Source organism: Propionicimonas sp., assembly GCF_049840635.1.
Taxonomy (GTDB): domain Bacteria; phylum Actinomycetota; class Actinomycetes; order Propionibacteriales; family Propionibacteriaceae; genus Propionicimonas.
In genome coordinates this window covers 1,603,968-1,623,414 of the sequence record NZ_JASGKL010000005.1, presented here as the reverse complement: position 1 = coordinate 1,623,414, position 19,447 = coordinate 1,603,968, and the positions used below count along the sequence as shown (strand labels likewise).

The 19,447-nt window shown below is 70.4% G+C and carries 15 protein-coding genes and 1 tRNA gene; 15 read left to right on the top strand and 1 reads right to left on the bottom strand.

Translation table 11 applies throughout. The annotated features are described in order from the left end of the window. The first annotated feature begins 141 nt into the window (after positions 1-141). The 13 genes from dnaA (at position 142) to QM779_RS13135 (ending at position 17,637) form a co-directional block, all read left to right on the top strand. Positions 142-1,536, top strand: coding sequence for a chromosomal replication initiator protein DnaA (dnaA, locus tag QM779_RS13195; protein WP_428535949.1), 1,395 nt, complete (start codon positions 142-144; stop codon positions 1,534-1,536). Positions 1,537-1,948: 412 nt separating this feature from the next. Next, positions 1,949-3,109, top strand: coding sequence for a DNA polymerase III subunit beta (gene dnaN / locus QM779_RS13190; protein WP_428535947.1), 1,161 nt, complete (start codon positions 1,949-1,951; stop codon positions 3,107-3,109). A 303-nt stretch (positions 3,110-3,412) separates the two neighbouring features. After that, positions 3,413-4,603 (top strand): DNA replication/repair protein RecF, encoded by a 1,191-nt coding sequence (gene recF, locus QM779_RS13185; protein ID WP_428535945.1) that lies wholly within the window; start codon positions 3,413-3,415, stop codon positions 4,601-4,603. 31 nt (positions 4,604-4,634) lie between these two features. Further along, positions 4,635-5,111, top strand: coding sequence for a DUF721 domain-containing protein (locus QM779_RS13180; RefSeq protein WP_428535943.1), 477 nt, complete (start codon positions 4,635-4,637; stop codon positions 5,109-5,111). A 266-nt stretch (positions 5,112-5,377) separates the two neighbouring features. Beyond that, the gene (locus QM779_RS13175) at positions 5,378-5,902 is read left to right on the top strand and encodes a gluconokinase (protein ID WP_428535941.1); all 525 of its coding nucleotides are present in this window, start codon (positions 5,378-5,380) and stop codon (positions 5,900-5,902) included. A 104-nt stretch (positions 5,903-6,006) separates the two neighbouring features. Further along, a complete protein-coding gene (gene gndA, locus QM779_RS13170; protein WP_428535939.1) occupies positions 6,007-7,464 on the top strand; it encodes an NADP-dependent phosphogluconate dehydrogenase in 1,458 nt (485 codons plus the stop codon). Positions 7,465-7,751: 287 nt separating this feature from the next. After that, positions 7,752-9,842 carry a DNA topoisomerase (ATP-hydrolyzing) subunit B gene (gene gyrB, locus QM779_RS13165; protein ID WP_428535937.1) on the top strand — a complete coding sequence of 697 codons (2,091 nt, stop codon included), beginning with the start codon at positions 7,752-7,754 and terminating at the stop codon, positions 9,840-9,842. Between the two features lie 87 nt (positions 9,843-9,929). Beyond that, positions 9,930-12,578 carry a DNA gyrase subunit A gene (gene gyrA, locus QM779_RS13160; protein ID WP_428535935.1) on the top strand — a complete coding sequence of 883 codons (2,649 nt, stop codon included), beginning with the start codon at positions 9,930-9,932 and terminating at the stop codon, positions 12,576-12,578. After that, on the top strand, positions 12,571-13,323 hold the full coding sequence (locus QM779_RS13155) for a DUF3566 domain-containing protein (protein WP_428535933.1): 753 nt from the start codon (positions 12,571-12,573) through the stop codon (positions 13,321-13,323). The genes gyrA and QM779_RS13155 overlap by 8 nt, the downstream gene beginning before the upstream one ends. A 472-nt stretch (positions 13,324-13,795) precedes the next feature. Beyond that, a tRNA-Ile gene (locus tag QM779_RS13150) sits at positions 13,796-13,869 on the top strand. A gap of 341 nt (positions 13,870-14,210) precedes the next feature. After that, positions 14,211-15,998, top strand: a complete 1,788-nt coding sequence (locus tag QM779_RS13145; RefSeq protein ID WP_428535931.1) for a C1 family peptidase — start codon at positions 14,211-14,213, stop codon at positions 15,996-15,998. Beyond that, positions 15,995-16,324, top strand: coding sequence for a protease inhibitor I42 family protein (locus QM779_RS13140; RefSeq protein ID WP_428535929.1), 330 nt, complete (start codon positions 15,995-15,997; stop codon positions 16,322-16,324). Before QM779_RS13145 ends, QM779_RS13140 begins: the two co-directional genes overlap by 4 nt. Before the next feature lie 101 nt (positions 16,325-16,425). Beyond that, the gene (locus QM779_RS13135; protein ID WP_428535927.1) at positions 16,426-17,637 is read left to right on the top strand and encodes an MFS transporter; all 1,212 of its coding nucleotides are present in this window, start codon (positions 16,426-16,428) and stop codon (positions 17,635-17,637) included. Between the two features lie 106 nt (positions 17,638-17,743). Here QM779_RS13135 and QM779_RS13130 read toward each other — a convergent pair whose 3' ends face one another. Continuing rightward, entirely contained in the window at positions 17,744-17,977 is a 234-nt protein-coding gene (locus QM779_RS13130) for a hypothetical protein (RefSeq protein WP_428535925.1), read from the bottom strand. Between the two features lie 125 nt (positions 17,978-18,102). Here QM779_RS13130 and QM779_RS13125 point away from each other — a divergent pair, with 125 nt between their 5' ends. Further along, positions 18,103-18,882 carry a maleylpyruvate isomerase family mycothiol-dependent enzyme gene (locus QM779_RS13125; protein ID WP_428535923.1) on the top strand — a complete coding sequence of 260 codons (780 nt, stop codon included), beginning with the start codon at positions 18,103-18,105 and terminating at the stop codon, positions 18,880-18,882. Between the two features lie 26 nt (positions 18,883-18,908). Then, on the top strand, positions 18,909-19,421 hold the full coding sequence (locus QM779_RS13120; protein ID WP_428535921.1) for a glycine cleavage system protein R: 513 nt from the start codon (positions 18,909-18,911) through the stop codon (positions 19,419-19,421). Positions 19,422-19,447: the final 26 nt, after the last annotated feature.

The following is a 19,447-nucleotide window of genomic DNA, read 5'->3' as shown; positions in this document are numbered from 1 at the left end:
GGAGACGCTCAGACATCGCTAAGTTGCTCTACGGCCACCGGGGACCGTCACCCCCGACTTTCGTGCATACTCATGCACAGTCTGTGGACAACCGTGTGGAAACCTGGCTGGGGCCGGTAGTGAGGAGCCGAAGCAGGAGCCATGACGCAACCTCCCGCCAGCACAGAACCCGCCGCCACCGGCGATCTGGGCGCTGCGTGGTCGCACGTCTGGGCATCCTCCGACCCCGCCGCCCGAGGGTGGCTCGAGAGCATGCGACCGGTGACGGTCCACGACTCCCTGGTCATCGTCGCCGTCCCCAACGAGTTCACCAGGGACCGCGTGGAGAGCCGGCTGCGGCCGGCCATCGAGATGCAGCTGTCCGAGTTCTACTCCCGGGCGATCCGGATCGCGATCGACGTGGACCCAACGATCGGCGACGCCGATCCCGCGCCGCTGCCCGCGTCCACCCCCGAGCCGCCGCCCGCGGAGAGCCGTCCGAACACCCACGCACGCGCCGGCGGAGACCGCCTCAACCCGAAGTACTCGTTCGAGACCTTCGTGATCGGGAACTCCAACCGGTTCGCGCACGCGGCCGCGATCGCGGTCGCCGAGGCGCCCGGCAAGGCCTACAACCCGCTGATGATCTACGGCGACTCGGGGTTGGGCAAGACGCACCTCCTGCACGCCGTGGGCCACTACATCCGCAACTACTACGACCGGGTTCGGGTGAAGTACGTCTCCACGGAGGAGCTCACCAACGACTTCATCAACGCGGTCTCGGACAACCGGACGGCGGAGTTCCGCCGGCAGTACCGCGAGGTCGACGTCCTCCTGATCGACGACATCCAGTTCCTGGAGGGGAAGATCCAGACGCAGGAGGAGTTCTTCCACACCTTCAACACACTGCACACCGCGCAGAAGCAGATCGTGCTCACGTCCGACCGGCCGCCCAAGGCGCTCGAGGCGCTCGAACCGCGGCTGCGGAGCCGGTTCGAGTGGGGACTGATGACCGACATCCAGCCCCCTGACCTCGAGACCCGGATCGCGATCCTGCGCAAGAAGGCCGCCGCCGAGCGGCTCACGGCGGGGCCGGACGTGCTGGAGTTCATCGCGTCGAAGATCCAGACGAACATCCGCGAGCTCGAGGGTGCGCTGATCCGGGTGACGGCCTTCGCCAGCCTCAACCGCCAGGAAGTGGACCTCACCCTGGCCGAGGTCGTCCTGCGCGACCTGATCCCCGAGGGTGCCGAGACGCAGATCTCGTCCACGGCGATCATGACGAACGTCGCCGACTACTTCGGCATCACGGTCGAGGAACTGTGCGGGCAGAGCCGGACGCATGTGCTGGTGACGGCACGCCAGATCGCGATGTACCTGTGCCGTGAGCTCACCGACCTGTCGCTGCCGAAGATCGGCCAGCTGTTCGGCGGCCGCGACCACACCACTGTCATGCACGCCGACCGGAAGATCCGCCAGTTGCTGCGCGAGCGCCGCAGCGTCTTCAACCAGATCACCGAGCTGACCAACCGAATCAAGCAGTCGCCGCTCCGCTGAGGCCTTTTCCACGGTCCTTGACGAGCTCCCCGGGAACCAGGGAGCGCCCGCGTCGGGCGACCCACAACATCTGTGTCGGGACTGTGGCCCCTGTGCACCGCTGTGGATAACCCGGGGGAAAACCCGGTCCTCCTGTGCATCGTCGACCAGGGCTCGGTCGTCGTCCCCAAATCCTCCCCGTGTGATTTCGGGTTGTCCACAGCGGCGATCCACAGCCGACACGCCGTGCGACCAGTGCGTTCACCGTCCGTCCACCGAATCCACACCCGCTGTTATGACGACGAATTGATCTAGATCCCTTGAACTTCAAAGTCACGCACTGCACAGGGTGGGGAAAGCCGAGGCACGCATGTGGGAAGCCCCCGCGCCGATATGATCAACCGACCACGCGTGTAGTTCCAAGGGAGCAATGGTGAAGATCCGTCTCGATCGCGACGTCCTGGCCGAAGCAGTCCAGTGGGCGGCGCGCAGCCTGCCCACCCGTCCGAGTGTCCCGATCCTGGCCGGTCTGCTGGTCAAGGCGTCCGGAGGCCAGGTCGTGATGAGCAGCTTCGACTACGAGACGTCCGCACAGATCACGGTGAAGGCGGACGTGACCGACGACGGCGTCGCGCTGGTCTCGGGACGCCTGCTCGCCGAGATCGCCCGCTCCCTGCCGAACAAGCCGGTGGACATCAGCTCCGACGAGACCCGGATGGAGCTGGTCTGCGGGACCGCCCGGTTCACGCTCCAGACGCTGCCGGTCGCCGACTACCCCGCGCTGCCCGAGATGCCCGAGGCCACCGGCGTCATCCCCAGCGAGGACTTCGCGAAGGCGGTCGGCCAGGTCGTCGTCGCGGCGGGACGCGACGAGCTGCTCCCGGTGTTCACCGGCGTCCGGATGGAGATCGAGGGGGACACCCTCTCCCTGCTCGCGACCGACCGGTACCGGATGGCGCTGAAGGAGCTCGACTGGGCTCCCCGTTCCAGCAGCGGTGAGGGTGCGGCCCTCGTGCCGGCTCGTGTGCTGGCCGAGACCGCGAAGAGCATGACCGCGGGGGAGAGCGTCACGCTGAGCCTGTCCTCGGCAGCGACCGGGGACGGCCTGATCGGCTTCGAGGGGACGGGGACGGCCGGGCTGCGGCAGATCACGACCCGGCTGCTGGACGGGGAGTTCCCCAAGGTCCGGCACCTGATGAACGTGCAGGCGGCGGTCGCCGTCCGGGCCAACACCGCCGAGGTGATCGCCGCGGTGAAGCGCGTCGCGCTGGTCGCGGAGCGCAACACGTCCCTGCGCATGCTCATCGGGGAGGGCTCGATCACGCTCGAGGCGGCGACCGGCGACCAGGCGCAGGCCGTCGAGGCGTTGGAGGCCGTCGTCGAGGACACCACCGGCACCGGCCTGTCGATGACCGCGGCCGGGTTCAACCCGCACTACCTCTCCGATGCGCTCTCTGCGCTCGACGCCCCGTACGTCCAGTTCTCGTTCACCCAGCCCGGCAAGCCCTGCCTGCTCACCGGCCTGAACGAGCTCGACGGCGAGCCGAACGCCGACTACAAGCACGTGATCATGCTGATGCGCCTGCCGGCGTGAGCCGACCTCGGGGGCAGTCGATGGTGCTCCGCTCACGCCCGGCGAAGAGCGGGTGCCAGTGGGCGTTGTTCTTCTCACGGTCCCTGAGGAGCGAGCGCAGCGAGTGTCACGAAGGGCCGCGGTCATGGTGAATGTTTGCGGCAGACGCGGGATCCCGGGTCAAGCCCGGGATGACAGTGGGGCTACGCAAGTGCGAGGGGCTTTCACGGTCCCTGGGGAGCGAGCGTCACGAAGGACCGCCGCCACGACTCGCCCGGTCGTCGGTATAACGCGACATGACGGAGGACGACAGGGGGTGCGGACGTGTTCGTCACCCACCTGAGCCTCGCCGACTTCCGCTCGTACTCCCTCGCCGAGGTGCCGCTGGCGTCCGGTGTAACCGTGTTCACCGGCGCCAACGGCCAAGGGAAGACCAACCTGGTCGAGGCGGTCGAGTTCCTGGCCACGCTGGGCTCCCACCGGGTGGCGACCGAGGCGCCGCTCGTGCGCGCCGGCGCGGAGCGTGCGATCGTGAGGGCGCGCGTCCAGGCCGGGCTCGATGACCCCCGCAGCCTCCTGCTGGAGATCGAGCTCATCCCGGGCCGCGCGAACAAGGCGTCCCTGAACCGCTCACCGTTGCGGCGTCCCCGTGACCTGCTGGGCGCGCTGCGGGTGGTGCTGTTCTCGCCCGAGGACCTGGCGATCGTGAAAGGTGACCCGAGCGAGCGCCGGCGCTTCATCGACGACCTCGTGGTCGCGCGCTGGCCGCGGCTGGCCGGTGTCCGGGCCGACTACGACCGAGTGCTGCGGCAGCGGTCCACGTTGCTGAAGTCCTTGTCAGGACGCGGTCCGCGGGCGGTCACCGAGGACGTCGCCGCGACCCTCGACGTCTGGGACGGGCAGCTGGCGGCTTTCGGTGCCGAGATCGTGGCCGCCAGGCTGACCACGCTGGAGGCACTGCGTCCGCACCTCGTGCGGGCCTACGCGGACATCGCGCCGACCAACAACGTCGCCGGCGTGGCCTACAAGTCGTCGTCGGTGCCGCCGGAGGTCGTGGCCGCGGGCGCGGCGGCGTCCGAACTGGCGGGGGTCCTGACCGCGGCGATGCTCGATCGGCGGGGCGAGGAGATCGCCAGGGGCCTGTGCCTGGTCGGCCCGCACCGCGACGACCTCACCCTTTCGCTCGGGGACCTGCCCACGAAGGGGTACGCGTCGCACGGCGAGTCGTGGTCGACGGCGCTGGCGCTGCGGCTGGCCGCCTTCGCGCTGCTGCGGGAGGACGGGGTCGAGCCGGTGCTGGTGCTGGACGACGTCTTCGCCGAGCTCGACGAGACCCGACGCGAGCGCCTGGCCGACCTGGTCGTCGACGCCGAACAGGTCCTGATCACGGCCGCGGTCGCCGCCGACGTGCCCGCGCGGCTGGCGGGTCGTCGTTTCCGGGTGCAGGCTGGCGAGGTGGCACCGATGGACGAGCCGGCGGACGAGCCGGCGCAGGGCGCGGGGGAGGGTTCGTGAGGGCCTGCCCCGGGCGCGGCGTGGTGCGACGATGAGCACGGAGAAGCCCGAACACGACCCGCAGGGTATGGACCTGGCCAAGCGGATCGCGCGGGCCGCCCGGGGTGCGGCGCCCAGGCCGGCACCGAAGAAGCGCGGTCCCGCGCAGCGTCCCGACGAGCCGGCGCTGCTGGGCGACCTGCTCAAGGAGGTCATCGAGGAGGAGGGGTGGACGCGCGAGGTCAGCGTCCACCAGTTGCTCGCCCGCTGGCCGGCGCTGGTCGGGCCGGTGAACGCCGAGCACTCCCAGCCGGTCGGCTATGCCGACACCGTCCTCACCGTCCGGGCCGAGTCGACGACGTGGGCGACGTCGCTGCGCACGATCGCTCCCCAGCTGGTCGCCACGCTGAACGAGCAGCTCGGCCAGGGCACCGTCTCCCGCGTGCTCGTGGTCGGTCCCGAGGCGCCGAGCTGGAAGAAGGGCCGCCGCTCCGTTCCCGGCCGGGGCCCCCGCGACACCTACGGCTGACGCGATCCCGCCACTCGTGCCCGAGAACGGGACGGCGGTGACGGGTGGGACGCAAGGAGTGGCGGAATCACGTCAGGCGGCGCCGGGGTCTGGGCGGCGCGGCGCGGGACACGGTCGCCCGGTGACGCGATTCCGCCGCTCGTCGCGTCCCAGGCGCCTCCTGCGTCACGAATCGGGGCTTCCGTGGCGAGATCGCGTCACGTCCCCCTCGCCGGAACCCCTTCTGCGAGGAGCCCAGAGCCGACTGGCCTCCTAGGATGGCGGGGATGAACCCGCCGACGTCACCGCACACCCACCTCGTGGTGATGGGCGTGGCGGGCACGGGCAAGTCCACGGTCGCGGTGGCCCTGGCCGAGAGGCTGGGCTGGGTGTTCGCCGAGGGCGACGCGTTCCACCCCGAGTCCAACGTCGCGAAGATGGCCGCGGGCATCCCGCTCACCGACGACGACCGGTGGCCCTGGCTGGACGCGATCGTCGACTGGACGGCGCAGCAGGAGGCTCTGGGCCGGGACACCGTCCTCACCTGCTCGGCGCTGCGGCGGTGCTACCGCGACCGGCTGCGCACCGCGCCGGGTTCGACCGTCTTCGTCCACCTCGACGGAGACCCGGTCCTGCTCGCCCAGCGCATCGGCGCGCGGACCGGGCACTTCATGCCGGCGTCGCTGCTGCCGTCCCAACTCGCCACCCTCGAACGGCTCGGGCCGGACGAGGCGGGCGTCGTCGTGGACGTGGACGCCGACGTCCGCACCGTCGTCGACAGGGCGGTTGAAGCCCTCGGACGCCTTCCCTAGGCCAGCGCGTCCGGTCCTCGACGCGCGGCCACAGCTTGTCTGCGGGGCGCACCCGGAGTTGATTGGTACCCAGAGTCGGCACGTCCAGAGAGCAGGAGCCCGTGATGAGCAGCACCCAGACCACTCCCCTCGCCACCGCAGACATCGGCGTGGTGGGCCTCGCGGTGATGGGCAGCAACCTGGCGCGGAACTTCGCCCACCACGGGCACACCGTCGCGCTGTTCAACCGCACGGCCGCCCGCACCCACGAGCTCATTGCCCAGCACGGTGGCGAGGGCGCGTTCGTCCCCTCGGACGACCTCGCCGGCTTCGTGGCGAGCCTGAAGCGGCCGCGCCGGATGATCCTGATGGTGAAGGCCGGGGCCCCGACGGACGCCACGATCGACCTGCTGGTGCCGTACCTCGAGCCGGGCGACATCATCGTGGACGGCGGCAACTCCCACTTCCCCGACACGATCCGCCGTGAGGCGGCGTTGAAGGCGAAGGGGCTGCTGTTCGTCGGTGCGGGCATCTCCGGCGGCGAGGAGGGCGCGCTGAACGGTCCCGCGATCATGCCCGGCGGCCCGGTCGAGTCCTACGCGTCGCTGGGCCCGTTGCTGGAGTCGATCTCCGCGCATGTGGACGGCGTCCCGTGCTGCACGCACGTCGGCCCCGACGGTGCCGGCCACTTCGTGAAGATGGTGCACAACGGCATCGAGTACGCCGACATGCAGCTGATCGGCGAGGCGTACGACCTGCTCCGGCAGGGGCTCGGCGCCTCCCCCGCAGAGCTCGGCGACATCTTCGCCGAGTGGAACTCCGGCGACCTGGAGTCGTTCCTGATCGAGATCACCGCGGAGGTACTGCGGCACGTGGACGCGGCGACCGGGCGTCCGTTCATCGACGTCGTGGTGGACCAGGCCGGCCAGAAGGGCACCGGGCGCTGGACCGTGCAGAACGCGCTCGACCTCGGCGTCCCGGTGACCGGCATCGCCGAGGCCACGTTCGCGCGGGCGCTGTCCAGCTCGCTGCCGCAGCGGGAGGCGGCCCGGGCGTCGCTGCCCGCCAACGCTCAGCCGATCGTGGTGGGCTACCGGGCCGGCTTCATCGAGGACGTGCGCCAGGCGCTCTACGCGTCCAAGGTGGTGGCGTACAGCCAGGGCTTCGACCAGATCGCCGCGGCCAGCGCCGCGTACGGCTGGAGCATCGACCGCGGGGCGATGGCGCGGATCTGGCGGGGTGGCTGCATCATCCGTGCGCAGTTCCTCAACCGCATCACCGAGGCGTACGAGCGCGACCCCGAACTGCCGCTGCTGATCGCCGACCCGTACTTCGCGAAGGTGGTCGGGGACGGGCTGGCCGCCTGGCGGCGGGTGGTGGCGCAGGCAGCGACCAGCGGTGTCCCCGCTCCGGCGTTCGCGTCTAGCCTCTCGTACTACGACGGACTACGAGCCGAGCGCAGTTCAGCGGCCCTCATCCAGGGCCAGCGCGACCTGTTCGGCGCCCACACCTACGCCCGCGTCGACAAGCCCGGCACCTTCCACACCCTCTGGTCCGGCGACCACACCGAGATCGAGGCCTGAACGGGCGCCGGACGTCCCGATCGGCGTCCCGCGAGGCTGACGCGATCCGGCCACGGAACGCCCAGACCGTGACCACGGTGACCGGTGGGACGCGACGAGTGGACGGATCGCGTCACGGGCCCGTGTCAGCTCCCGGATCGGCCGATCTGGCCGTCTGGGGGCCCCGGACGCGTATCCGACCTTGGCCGAGGCCCCGCGAGAGCCTCGGGAACGCCAAATCAGGCCGCTCAGGCCGCAACGGACAGTCTCGGAGCCCGGGATTTCGCGGGTGATCGGGTAGACTGTTGATGTTCTGGAGCGCGCCGCGACGACGACCTCGCCGGTGGCGCTTTCTCACGTCCGAAAGGTTCTCAGTGACTGACGAGCCCAACGTCACCCTGTCCGCTGCCGATGCCGCCCACGTCGAGGCCGGCAGCTACGACGCGTCCGCGATCACCGTGCTGGAGGGCCTGGAGGCCGTCCGCAAGCGTCCCGGCATGTACATCGGCTCGACCGGTGAGCGCGGCCTGCACCACCTGGTGTACGAGGTGGTCGACAACGCGGTGGACGAGGCGCTGGCCGGCTACTGCGACGCGATCCTGGTCGAACTGCTGGACGGCGGCGGCATCCGGGTCACCGACAACGGCCGCGGCATCCCGGTCAAGGAGCACCCGAAGGAGAAGATCTCCGCGCTCACCGTCGCGTTGACGATGCTGCACGCCGGCGGCAAGTTCGGCGACGGCGGCTACAAGGTGTCCGGCGGTCTGCACGGTGTCGGCGTCTCGGTCGTGAACGCGCTGAGCGACTCCCTCACCGTGGACGTCCGCCGCGACGGCTACCACTGGCGGCAGAGCTTCGTCCTCGGTGACCCGACCGGCCCGCTCGAGCAGCTGGAGGCCAGCGAGGACACCGGCACGATCGTCACCTTCTACGCCAGCCCCACGATCTTCGAGACCACCACCTACTCCTACGAGACGCTGGCCACCCGGTTCCGTGAGATGGCGTTCCTCAACAAGGGCCTGAAGATCACGATCGCCGACCGCCGCGCCGCCGCCGTCGGTGAGGACGAGGACGAGGACGAGCTGGACGCGGAGGCGAAGCTCCGCGAGCAGACCTTCATGTACACCGACGGCCTGATCGACTACGTGAAGTACCTCACCGGCAGCAAGGACACCATCCACCCCGGCGTGATCGCGATCGACGCGGCGTCCGAGGAGCAGAAGATGAGCCTCGAGGTCGCGATGCAGTGGAACACCTCGTTCAACGAGAGCGTCCACACCTTCGCCAACACGATCAACACCCACGAGGGCGGCACCCACGAGGAGGGCTTCCGGGCCGCACTGACCAACACGGTCAACAAGTGGGGCGAGACCTGGGGGATGATCAAGAAGCGCGAGGACCGGGTCTCCGGCGACGACATCCGCGAGGGCCTCACCGCGATCATCTCCGTGAAGCTGTCCGAGCCGCAGTTCGAGGGCCAGACCAAGACCAAGCTCGGCAACACCGAGGCGCGCTCGTTCGTCCAGAAGGTCGTCAACGACCTGCTCGGCGACTGGTTCGAGAAGAACCCGTCCGACGGCAAGGACATCGTCCGCAAGGCGCAGGCCGCCGCGACCGCCCGGGTGGCAGCCCGCAAGGCGCGCGACCTGGCCCGCGGCCGCAAGGGCCTGCTGAACAAGGGCCAGTACGGCAAGTTGAGCGACTGCTCGTCCACCGAGCCGTCCGAGTGCGAGGTGTTCATCGTCGAGGGTGACTCCGCCGGCGGCTCGGCCAAGGGCGGACGCGACCCGCGCACGCAGGCGATCCTGCCGATCCGCGGCAAGATCCTGAACGTCGAGAAGGCCCGCCTGGACAAGATCCTGCAGAACAAGGAGGTCGAGGCGATCTTCAACACCCTCGGCACCGGCGTGCAGGACGACTTCGACGTCGACAAGCTGCGCTACCACAAGCTCGTCCTGATGGCCGACGCCGACGTGGACGGCGCCCACATCCGCACCCTGCTGCTGACCCTGCTGTTCCGGTTCATGAAGCCTCTGATCCAGGGCGGCTTCGTCTACCTCGCCCAGCCGCCGCTGTTCCGGCTGCGCTGGACGAACGCCCCGCACGAGCTGGCCTACTCCGACGAGGAGCGCGACAGCCTGCGGGACGCCGGCATCGCGGCGGGCAAGAAGCTGCCGCAGGTGAACCCGATCCAGCGCTACAAGGGCCTGGGCGAGATGGACGCCGCCGACCTGTGGGACACCACGATGGACCCGGCCAAGCGTTCGCTGCTCCAGGTGACCCTCGAGGACGCAGCGGGCGCGGACGAGATGTTCTCGATCCTGATGGGCGAGGAGGTGGAGCCGCGGCGGAACTTCATCACCCGGAACGCCAAGGACGTCCGCTTCCTCGACATCTGACCCACCACCCCACAGTTCAACGGTCCCTGAGGAGCCTCGTGAGGTACGAGCGAGGCGTCACGAAGGGCCGGCGTAAGGAGAACCCAGATGACTGACGGCCCCGACGAACCGACCGACGTCGAGATCGTTGCCGAGGACGAGCAGGCGCTCGCCCCCACCCAGGCGAAGACCGAGGAGATCGACCTCCAGGTCGAGATCCAGCGGTCCTACCTCGACTACGCCATGAGCGTGATCGTGGGCCGCGCACTCCCGGACGTCCGGGACGGGCTGAAGCCCGTGCACCGCCGCGTCCTGTACGCCATGTACGACGGCGGGTACCGTCCCGACCGCGGCTGGAACAAGTGCTCCCGCGTGGTCGGCGAGGTGATGGGCCTGTACCACCCGCACGGCGACTCGGCGATCTACGACACCCTCGTCCGGCTCGCGCAGCCGTGGGTGATGCGGCACCCGCTCGTGGCCGGCCAGGGCAACTTCGGTTCGCCCGGCAACGACCCGGCCGCCGCCATGCGGTACACCGAGTGCAAGATGGCGCCTCTGGCCATGGAGATGGTCCGCGACATCACCGAGAACACGGTCGACTTCACGCCGAACTACGACAACAGGGAGATGGAGCCGAGCGTCCTGCCCGCGCGGTTCCCGAACCTGTTGGTGAACGGCTCGACCGGCATCGCGGTGGGCATGGCCACCAACATCCCCACCCACAACCTGCGCGAGGTCGCGGCGGCCGTCCAGTGGTCGCTGGAGAACCCGGAGGCGTCCAAGGAGGAACTGCTGGAGGCCGCCATGGAGCGGATCCAGGGCCCCGACTTCCCCAACGGCGCGCTGATCGTGGGCCGCAAGGGCATCGAGGACGCGTACCGCACCGGCCGCGGCTCGGTGACGATGCGCGCGGTGATCGACATCGAGGAGGACCGCAACGGTCGCACTCTGCTCGTCGTCACCGAGCTGCCGTACATGTGCAACCCGGACAACCTGGCGGTGAAGATCGCCGAGCTGGTCAACGCCGGCAAGCTGACCGGGATCGCCGACATCCGCGACGACACGTCCGCCCGGACCGGCCAGCGGCTGGTGATCGTGCTCAAGCGGGACGCGCAGCCGCGCGTGGTGATGAACAACCTCTACAAGCACACCCAGCTGCAGGACACCTTCGGCTGCAACATGCTGGCGCTGGTGGACGAGGTGCCGCGGACGCTGCGGCTCGACCAGTTCATCAGCCACTGGATCAAGCACGAGGTGCAGGTGATCCGCCGGCGCACGCAGTACCGCCTGGAGGAGGCGGAGAAGCGGGCCCACCTGGACCGCGGGCTGGTCGCCGCGCTGAACCGGCTGGACGAGGTGCTGGCGCTGATCCGGGCGTCGCGGACGGCGGAGGCCGCGCGCGAGGGCCTGAAGGACCTGCTCGGCATCGACGACGACCAGGCGCTGCACATCCTGAACACGCAGCTGCGCCGGTTGGCGGCGATGGAGATCGAGCAGATCGTCGCCCGCCTGGCCGAGATCGAGCTACTGATCGAGGACCTGAAGGACATCCTCGCCAAGCCGGAGCGGCAGCGACAGATCATCTCCGACGAGCTCGGGGAGATCGTGGACAAGTACGGCGACGACCGCAGGACGCGGATCGTGGCGGCCGACGGCGACCTGAGCGACGAGGACTTCATCCCCGACGACGACATGGTCGTGACGATCACCCGCGGCGGCTACGCCAAGCGGACGCGGTCGGACCAGTACCGGACGCAGAAGCGCGGCGGCAAGGGCGTCCGCGGAGCAACACTGCGGGCGGACGACGAGGTCGACCACCTGTTCGCGACGACCAACCACCACTGGATCCTGTTCTTCACCAACCTGGGCCGGGTGTACCGGGCGAAGGTCTGGCAGCTGCCGGAGGCCGGCAGGGACGCGAAGGGCGGCCACGTGGCCGGCCTGCTCAGCTTCCTCCCGGACGAGCGGATCGCCGAGGTGCTGACGCTGCGCACCTACGACGACTCGCCGTACCTGCTGCTGGCGACCCGCAACGGGCTGGTGAAGAAGACCGAGCTGCGGGCGTACGACTCGCCGCGGCAGGCCGGCGTGATCGCGGTGAACTTCCGGGAGCCGGACGACGAGCTGATCGGGGCCGCTCTGTGCAGCCCCGTCGACGACGTCCTGCTGGTCTCCCGCAAGGGCCAGGCGATCCGGTTCGCCGCGGACGACGAGCAGCTGCGTCCGATGGGACGGGCGACCTCCGGCGTGACCGGCATGAAGTTCCGGCCGGGCGACGCGCTGCTGAGCATGTCGGTGATCGGTGCGGACATGCCGGAGGACGACCGGTTCGTGTTCACGGTGACCGATGGGGGCTTCGCCAAGCGGACGCCCGTCCGGGAGTACCGGCAGCAGGGACGCGGTGGCCTGGGCATCAAGGCGATGAAGCTGAACGAGGACAGGGGCTCGCTGGTCGGCGGCCTGGTCGTGCAGGAGTCGGCCGAGGTGATCGCGATCAAGGTGAGCGGGCAGATCACCCGTTCGGCGGTGGCCGAGGTGCCGGCGAAGGGACGCGACACCATGGGCGTGAAGTTCGTCGGCGTCACCGGGGACGACGCGGTGTCCGTGATCGCCCTCAATCCCGAGTCGAGTGCTGAGGAGGCGGAGAACGTCCCGGCTGTCGGCGAGGACGCGGCGGAGGGTACGGTTGAGGCCCAGGAGCCGCAGGCGGTGACAGCTGCTGACGAGTCGAGCGCCGAGGAGGAGCAGGGTGACTGAACGACAGGGCACCGCAGGGGGTGCGACGGAGACGGAGCACAGCCACCCGCAGTGGAGCGTCGAGGGCGCCGAGTCCTACGGTGACGGCGGTCTGGGCGACACGGTCGTCCGGCTGCCGAAGATCACCGACGACGGACCCGTGCCGGTCCCGTCGACACCCGCGCCGGCCGCACCTGCGCCGTCCGCACCTGCGCCGTCCGCCAAGGGCGGGGCCGCGAAGCCGGAGGAGCATCCGGCCGCGGTGACCGCGCCCGCGTCCCCGTTCGCCGGCCCGACCTCGTTCGTCGAGCCGACGATGGCGGCGCCCGCCATGGCGGCCGCTGTTGCGGCGCCGGCCGCGGCGAACGCGACGAAGCCCAAGTCGAGCCTGCGGCGCACCCGGAAGGCGCGGCTGCGGCTGTCGAAGATCGACCCGTGGTCGGTGATGAAGACGTCGTTCCTGTTCTCGATCGCGTTCGGGATCATGTTCTGGGTGGCGGTGTCGGTCGTGTGGACCGTGATCGTGAGCTCGGGCCTGTTCGACGCCATCAACGAGGCGATCGTGAACATCATCTCGAGCCCGAACGCCCAGTCCACGTTCCGCATCGAGGACTACATCAACACGAACAAGGTGCTCGGCATCACGGCCCTGCTGGCCGTCGTCAACGTGGTGATCTCGACCGCGCTGGGCACGCTGACCGCGTTCCTGTACAACCTCAGCGCGAACATCCTCGGCGGCCTGGAACTCACCCTCGCCGAGGACTGACCCGCACGCCGCTTCCGTCATCTCGGTGACGCGGGAGGCGGCGTGGACGGTGAGATCCCGGGTCAAGCCCGGGATGACAGGGGTTCCAGGCCCCGACTGTCATCCCGGCGAAGGCCGGGATCTGGGCGACGTCGTAGGTGACCTGTACCGCAGACCTGATCTGTCATCCCGGCGAAGGCCGGGATCTCGGTGACGCGGGAGGCGGCGTGGACGGTGAGATCCCGGGTCAAGCCCGGGATGACAGGGGTCGGGGCACAGCTCCCGTCCACTCTGAGGTGGACACCGTTGCGGTGAGTTCACGCCTTTTCGTCCACCTTGTCGGGGCGCAGGCCTCCGTCCACTCTGTTGTGGACGGTTGTGCGGCGTAGTCACGCGAAAGCGTCCACTTTGTCGTGGACGCCCACTGCCGCCGCCTCAAGTTGAGCCAGCCGGGCGGAGTCGGTAACGTTGCCTCCTGCGTGCTTCGCATCCCGGGCCTTTAGCTCAGACGGTTAGAGCGCTGCCCTGATAAGGCAGAGGTCACTGGTTCAAGTCCAGTAAGGCCCACCGGATCTCCCGGGATTCTTGTTCCCCCACCACCGTGGTCGAACCCCAGGCATCGTGCCAGTTGGTGGTGGATATGGCGGACCTCAGCCGGCGGACACGAACTCCGTGCCAGTCCATGGTCGTTCCCAGCCTCGTCCAGCCCTCCACAACGACCACCAACTGGCACGCGCCTTCGATCGGGCCCTCCAACCCTTCCGTAACAACCATGAACTGACACGGATCCGCCCGGCGGCCGGAGGCGGAAAGCCTTCAGCACTTCAGACCCCGGCCTTGCCGACGGCACCATCCCGGAGGATCGTCGTGCTCAAGGCACCGGTGCCTGGTCCGAGGGGGCGATCGACGTGGTCCTGGAACTGTCCGCACTCCGTCAGGTGGTACGCGACGAACAGCTCGGCTGGCGCCCGGGCGCGACGAGCCACACGGGGACGAGCCTGCTCCAGGCCCGGTCCCGGCTGGGCGCTGTCCCCCCGGGCGGCGCCGCCGTCCTCCAGCTGCGTGAGCGCACCGCGGCGGCGATGGTGGCCGAGGACGCGGCCGGCGCCCGGGCCGCGCTCGCGGCGTCCCCGCCACCCGCGGCCTTCGACTGGAGGGACGTGGACGGCGCCAGCTACATCTCCGCCGTCCGCGACCAGGCCGGGTGCGGCTCCTGCGTCGCCTTCGGCACCACCGCCGTCCTCGAGTCGATGGTGCGGATCGCCGCGAAGGAGCCCGCCCTCCACGTCGACCTCTCCGAGGCCTACGCGTTCTTCTGCCTCGGCCCCAAGCACGGCGCCGGCGCCTGCCCGGACGGGGGCTGGTGGCCCGACGACGCCCTCACGGCGATGAAGTCCGGCATCACCGACGAGGCCAACTTCCCCTACACGGACGCCGACCAGGCCTGCGGACGCGGCTCCGACTGGAGGACACGGCTCACCAAGTACTCCAGCTGGACCCGCAAGACCACGCTCACCTCGATGAAGCGCTACCTGGCCACCGTCGGCCCGATGACGGCCTGCTTCACCATCTACGAGGACTTCTACTACTTCTACACCGGTGGCGTGTACAGCTACCACAAGAAGACCGCGGGGGACGTGGTCGGCGGCCACTGCGTCCAGATCGTCGGCTACGACGACGCCCAGCACTGCTGGATCGCGAAGAACAGCTGGGGGACCGGCTGGGGCGAGGACGGCTACTTCCGGATCCACTACGGCAGTGCGGGCATCGACGCCGAGATGTGGGGCATCGACGGCACGGTCACTTCGCCCCTGATGCGGACCACGTTGCGGGTGGTCGCGTCGGGCGCCGGCAACCTCTGGCACACCAAGCGCGGTGGCAACGGGGCCTGGCAGAAGGCGGTCAACCGGCTCGACACCGCAGCTACCAGCGACCCCGGATCGTTCACCTCCGTCACGGCGGCAGCCACCATCAATCGCCTCCATGTCGTCGGCCTCGTCGGCGGCACCGCCTGGTACTCCCGTCAGCGCACCGGCGCCGGCTGGGCGAAATGGGCCAGGCCGACCTCGACGCGTCCCACCGGAGCAGGTCCGTGGACGGCCCTCGGTTGCGCAGCCGTCGGCGACACCCTCCACGTCACCGGGCTGGCCGCCGGTGCGGTCTGGCACACCCGGCGCAGCGCGTCCGGCACCTGGCAGCAGGCCTGGGTCCGTGCGACGCCGGCGAACGCGGGCGTCACTGCGCTGAGTTGCGTGGCGATGGACGGCAAGCCGCGGCTCGTCACGATCGTCGGCGGCACGCTCTGGCTCGCCGGCAGGAAGAGCAACGGGACGTGGTCGACGCCCGCAGCGATCACGCCCTCGGACGGCGTCGTCCCCGGCGCCTTCACCGCGGTCGGCGCCGCCTGCGTGGACGGCCGGCTGAACGTGGTCGCGCTCACCGGGGGCGCGGCGTGGCACATCGAACGCTCGACAGCGGGCGCCTGGGGCAGCTTCACGCGCCTCGGGACGGCCACCACGCTCACCGCTGTCTCCTGTGCGGACGTGGGCGCGACGCTGCAGGTGGTGGGCATCGCCAACGGCAAGCTCCGTGACATCTCGCGCAGCGCGACCGGCACTTGGCAGGCCGACTTCGACAACCTCAGCGTCCGGCTCACCGGCGAACCCACCACCCTCGGGACGGTGGACTGCGCGTGAGCACGCCCTCTCCGGAGCCCCCGACCACCCTGACTCTGGCCGTCGGCGAGCAACACGAGCTGGTGCTGCCGGGCCTCGGCACGGCCGGCTACATCTGGCAGGACGCGGTCGACGGCCCGGATGGCGTGGTCGCCGTGGCCTGGACGCGAGGCTTCGGCGGGGACGCCACCGCCGCCCCGCGCCCGATCGGCGCGAGTGCGCCCGAACGGCTGGCCATCACCGCGGTAGCGCCCGGCCACGTCACGCTCCGCCTGGCCCAGCGGCGTCCGTGGGAACAGGTCGCGCCGCGCGCGCAGCATGTCGTCGAGGTGGAGGTCGTCGCCTGAGCCGTGCGTCGGGGTGAGGCTCGTCACCCGGCAGGCCAGTCCTCGTCCGCAACCTCCGCGCGCCCGTCCCACCCGCGTCGCGACCGGCATACTGGGTGACCGTGTCCGAGGAACCCGTCGTCGCCGCGCCGGACGGGCCGTCGCGGATCCCGCGAGAGATCTGGGTGCTGGTCGCCGCGGCGTTCGTGATCGCGGTCGGCTTCGGGCTGATCACCCCCGTCCTGCCGAGCTTCGCGCAGAGCTTTGGTGTCGGCGCGTTCGCGTCCAGCGTCGTCGTGAGCGCGTTCGCCTTCTTCCGACTGGTGTTCGCCCCTGCCGGCGGACGCCTGATCGCCCGGCTCGGTGAGCGCCCCGTCTACCTGGCGGGGCTGGTCATCGTCGCCGTCTCCACCGGAGCCACCGCGTTCGCCCAGAACTACGCGCAGCTCCTACTCTTCCGCGGACTCGGCGGCATCGGCTCGACGATGTTCACGGTCTCCGCGGTCGCGCTCCTCGTCCGCCTCGCCCCGCCGGGCATCCGGGCGCGCGTCTCCTCGGCCTACGCGACCGCGTTCCTTCTCGGAGGCGTCGGCGGGCCGGTGATCGGCGGGGCGCTCGGCAGCCTCGGCCTGCGCGTGCCTTTCCTGGTCTACGCCGTCACCCTGCTCATCGCCGCGGCCATCGTCGCCGTCTTCCTCCGCCACGCCGCGCTGCGTCCGGCGCCGGGGAGCCCCACCCTTCCGACCATGACCGTGCGGGACGCGTGGCACGACAGCGCCTACCGGGCTGCGTTCGGATCCGGGTTCGCCAACGGCTGGGGCAACTTCGGCGTCCGCAACGCGATCCTGCCGCTGTTCGCGACCGCCGTCATCGGGAAGCAGCCGTGGGTGGCGGGGATGGCCCTCGCCGTCTTCGCGGTGGGCAACGCCGCCGGTCTCCTCTTCGCCGGACGCCGTGCAGACCTGACGGGCCGCAAGCCGTTCATCGTCGGCGGGCTCGTCGTCTCCGGGCTCGCGACCGCGCTGACCGGGTTCGCCGGCGACCTGGTCGCGCTCGTGCTGCTCTCGGTCGTCGCCGGGATCGGGGCCGGGGCCCTGAACCCCGCCCAACAGGCCGTCCTCGCCGACGTGGTGGGACGCGAGCGCAACGGCGGGCCCGCCCTGGCCGCGTTCCAGATGGCCCAGGACTCCGGGTCGATCATCGGCCCGATCATCGCCGGTTTGCTGGTCGACCACGGCAGCTACACGCTGGCCTTCGGCGTCACGGGTGCGATCACGCTCGTCGCGGCGCTGCCGTGGCTGCGGGCCCGCGAGACGCGCACCGGCCACGTCTGACCCGGAGCGGCCCAGGGCGAGGGCTCCGCGCCCCGGGATCCTCCGCGTCCCCCACTCACTGTGAGTTCGTCCACGGAACATGGTGGACGAACTCACACCATGGGAGTCAGCCCGTCTCTCGCACCTCGGCGTCCGGAGGGACGAGCGCTTGGGCGAGTTCGGAGACGAGTGCTGCCACGTCCTCCGGCGCCAGCCGGACGGTGGCCAAGCAGGTGTCGTCCTGCCAGATCGAGAGCACCACCCGGGACGACCCGGCGTGCTGGGCGACGCGCAGCGTCCGCCCCGACCGGTCCCTGCCGGTCAACGACGACCCGTGGCGCGGTAACGGTGACACCGTCATCTCCACAGGATGACACCGAACCGTCTCCGGGGGAATGGGGCGAGTTCAGGTCTTGTCCGCGCCCCACCGGCGGCGCAGAGTGTGGGCACGGGCCGGCCGTCGGCTCCGGGGACGAGGAGCCGAGCATGACCGCACCCGCCGCAGCCGATCTGCCGGTCACCACGCCGGAACGGGGGCGGCAGGTCGCGCTCGCCCAGCGCCGCGCCCTGATCGTCCAGCTCGAGCAACTCGCTCCCGGCCAGTGGGACGCGGCGACCGAGTGCGTGCCGTGGCGCGTCCGCGACATCGCCGCACACATCGCCGGCGAACTGGTCTACGCCCGCAACCCGCTCGCCTACGTCCCGCTCACCGCATCGTGGCTCCTGCGCGACCGCCACCGCAGCTTCCTCGACGGCACCAACGAGGCGGCGCTGCGCGCCCGCGCCGACTGGACGCCCATGCAGCTCCTCGACGCGCTGCGCAGGGACGCCCCACGCGCGGTACCACCGGGGTGGGCGCGGTGGATCCCCCTGCCGGGGGTCGCAGGGCTGCCCGGGGACGCAACTTTCGGCTACCTGGCCGACGTGGTCCTCCCGCGCGACTGCTGGATGCACCGCCAGGACATCGCCGGGGCCACAGGGTCCGTGGCCGCGAAGGACGCGACCGACGGCGAGGTGGTCGCGCAGGTGGTCCGGGACCTCGGCCGGCACTGGCGGGGACCAGCATCCGTGCTGAAACTGACCGGGACCGCCGGAGGAAGCTGGCGGCTCGGCGACGCCGCGTCCACTGGCTCAGGGGAGGAGGTCGAGGTGGACGCCGTCGAGTTCCTGCGGCACGTGTCCGGACGCGTGGTCGATCCGGAGCTGTTCGGCGGCGTGGCGGACCCGCTCGGCGCCGTACTGAGGAGCGCCCGGGTCGCCTTCTAGGGACGCCGAATGGGTAGCATGCGGACGTGGCCAACCTCGTCCTCACCGTCGTCGGCGACGATCGCGCCGGCCTCGTCGCCGCCCTCGCCGACGTCGTGTCCGCCCACGGCGGCAACTGGGAGCACAGCGAACTCGCGGAGCTCGCGGGCACGTTCGCCGGGATCGTCGTCGTCTCCGTCCCGGATGACCGCAAGGAAGACCTGACCGCCGCGTTCGGAGCGCTCGACGGCCTGCTCACCGTCACCGCGCACGCGGGGACGGAACTGCCCGCGGCCGAGGCGCCGCGCGAGATCATCGTGAACGTGCTCGGCAACGACCACCCCGGCATCGTCCGGGACATCTCCGCCGTCCTGAGCCGCCATGGGGTGAGCATCGAGCGCCTCACCAGCGAGTCGCGCGAGGCCCCGATGTCGGGTGGCCGCCTCTTCGAGGCGCGGGTGGTCGCCGCCGTCCCGCCCGGTGCGGACCCGGCCGGCATCCAGACCGACCTGGAGCGCCTCGCCGCCGAACTCCTGGTCGACATCACCCTCGGCGAGTAGCGGACGCTCGCTCCCCAGGGACCGTT

Excerpts from the sequence above, each read along its gene's own strand:
- gyrA (WP_428535935.1), top strand. The coding sequence starts at position 9,930 with ATGACTGACGGCCCCGACGAACCGACCGACGTCGAGATCGTTGCCGAG.
- QM779_RS13175 (WP_428535941.1), top strand. The coding sequence starts at position 5,378 with ATGAACCCGCCGACGTCACCGCACACCCACCTCGTGGTGATGGGCGTG.
- QM779_RS13125 (WP_428535923.1), top strand. The coding sequence starts at position 18,103 with ATGACCGCACCCGCCGCAGCCGATCTGCCGGTCACCACGCCGGAACGG.
- QM779_RS13180 (WP_428535943.1), top strand. The coding sequence starts at position 4,635 with ATGAGCACGGAGAAGCCCGAACACGACCCGCAGGGTATGGACCTGGCC.
- gndA (WP_428535939.1), top strand. The coding sequence starts at position 6,007 with ATGAGCAGCACCCAGACCACTCCCCTCGCCACCGCAGACATCGGCGTG.
- dnaA (WP_428535949.1), top strand. The coding sequence starts at position 142 with ATGACGCAACCTCCCGCCAGCACAGAACCCGCCGCCACCGGCGATCTG.
- gyrB (WP_428535937.1), top strand. The coding sequence starts at position 7,752 with ATGTTCTGGAGCGCGCCGCGACGACGACCTCGCCGGTGGCGCTTTCTC.
- QM779_RS13130 (WP_428535925.1), bottom strand. The coding sequence starts at position 17,977 with ATGACGGTGTCACCGTTACCGCGCCACGGGTCGTCGTTGACCGGCAGG.